Source organism: Paenibacillus sp. JT31N11, assembly GCF_056269285.1.
Genome location: NZ_JBWDNQ010000060.1, coordinates 1 through 2140, shown reverse-complemented (window position 1 = coordinate 2140; position 2140 = coordinate 1). Strand labels below are relative to the sequence as shown.

The window sequence follows — 2140 nt, the reverse complement described above, 5'->3', positions numbered from 1 at the left end:
ATGATGGGATTTAAAGGGCTATGACCCGTTGCGTACTCCCATCGTACCGAGGCGCTCGTTTTTTTGCAAAGCGGTAATTTAACGCTCTACAGGAATGCTATCGTACCCGTTCGTTGAAGAAAGATTTTTAAGATGCTTTTGTCTGAAACAACTTTATTCCTAATCCGATGAAAATGATCCCTGTTATTTTATTCAATATAGATTCTACTTTTGGATTATTTCTCAATTTTTTAGTTGCATATGAAGAAAAAATAGCTACTAATAAACACCAAACAGTTCCCGTCATAACAAAAGAAAGTCCTAAAATAATAAAGGGTAAAGGACCATAAGTATTATCCCCTGAAATAAACTGAGGAAGAAAAGAAATGAAAAACAAAGCCACTTTTGGATTAGTAACATTAGTCAGAAGACCTTGAGTATATATCTTTTTTAATGACATACTTTTTGTATCCTTGAGCTTTAAATTAGATGATTTTTGTATTAACATTCGAACACCAAGATAAATCAGATATCCTGCACCTATTATTTTAATAATAGTAAATAAGACAACTGATGTTGTAAGAATTACAGATAAACCAACAGCAGCTAGAAAGGTATGCACTAATGAACCCGTGGAAATGCCAAGAACAGAATAAATTCCTGCCTTTTTCCCTTGCGATACACTTCTGCTAACGATGTACATTGTATCTGTACCAGGAGTTATATTCATCAATAAGGCAGTTAATAAAAAAAGTCCGAAACTTGTTATTCCAACCAATATGACCCACTCCAATCCAATTTTATTTAACAATTTATATGGATATTGAATAATACTGCCCGTTCGCAATGACGGCTACCCCGCGGTAGCCGTTTCGGTGTTCAACTATCGTACCCTTTAGCTTAATAAAGTAATCAACATTCACTTTCGACTAACACACCTCTAAACCGACCGTAATAATTACCACTAAGGTTTCACCAATTATGTAAACAGCGGAGTAATATCAGGGCGAAAACAGTTTCCAATGCCCTTCGGAGACCACTTCGACCGCTCCGTCGATCACTTTGATGGCGGTCTGATCATCAATCGCATACGCTGGCCCTTGCATCCCGGCGGCCCATCTCTCTGCATCAGCCATGGTGTTTCTCGGCAGCATCTCGTGATCCAGATGCGGAAATATCGCAAAATCAACCAGTCTTAGCGTTTCATCGCCACCGTTGGGTGGAGTCCACTCAACGAAGAAATTCCCGATGTTAGGTGCCATCACCATGCTCCCAGCACTCAGTCCCACATAGACTAAGTTCAGCGACGGCAAGAGGTCTGCCAGTCCGGACTGCCGCATCCAGTAACACAGATACAAGGGGTCACCGCCATTTACTAGTAGAACGTCAGTCTCCTTGACCATAGGAACCCAAAGCTCTTCATCGATGCTAGGCAACGCGGTGAGCTCCAGAACCCCCATGGACTTCCAGCCCAGCTCACACATCGGTGTGGTGGCTTGTCCGCTAAAGAACTGCCATGCATGGCCCGCACCACCTCGTATGGCGTACACCGCAGTAGTAATGCAGAGGGCGGTAGACTCGGCAATCGGTTTGCCCAGCATGTCAACCAGCGCGTCGTGTATGCTTTGGTTTTTGATGCCTGCAGATGTGAGCAGAAATTTTATAACTTCACTCCTTTGTGTGTGTCTGTCGTTTATTCTTTTAGACTTTAGGGGGGTTGTCTACTTAAACTATATTTTAGGACATTTCAGTTCGGATTGTTTCTTACAGATTGCTAATCTTAATCTGTCCGTTACTTCAAAAGAAAAAGGAGCAGCTGCCGCAGCACGCTACTCCACGCTATCGTGCCCAGGGAGCTTAACAACTAATGGGCCTCAGTTCCTTTTTTCGGTGAATAACAGTAAATCCAGTTCAGTTTTATGTAATATGAAATGATCAGCAGGCTACCCATGCTTGTATTTGCAAACCTTAAGTAGGAATAAAGATTGCTGAAACCTCACCAATATTAATCTTTATTTCTTTATCCTCGAAATTAAGTGACGATATTAATCGTACCCGTTAGCATTCCTGTAGAGCGTTAAATTTCCGCTTTGCAAAAAAACGAGCGCCTCGGTACGATGGGAGTACGCAACGGGTCATAGCCCTTTAAATCCCATCATCC

General features: G+C 42.0%; 2 protein-coding genes. Both read right to left on the bottom strand.

Features of this window, described 5'->3' with window-relative positions:
- Positions 1-127: 127 nt before the first annotated feature.
- Positions 128-757 carry a LysE family translocator gene (locus AC0YNV_RS40630; protein ID WP_475773125.1) on the bottom strand — a complete coding sequence of 210 codons (630 nt, stop codon included), beginning with the start codon at positions 755-757 and terminating at the stop codon, positions 128-130.
- 223 nt (positions 758-980) lie between these two features.
- Entirely contained in the window at positions 981-1643 is a 663-nt protein-coding gene (locus AC0YNV_RS40625) for a Type 1 glutamine amidotransferase-like domain-containing protein (RefSeq protein ID WP_210047169.1), read from the bottom strand.
- Between the last annotated feature and the right edge of the window lie 497 nt (positions 1644-2140).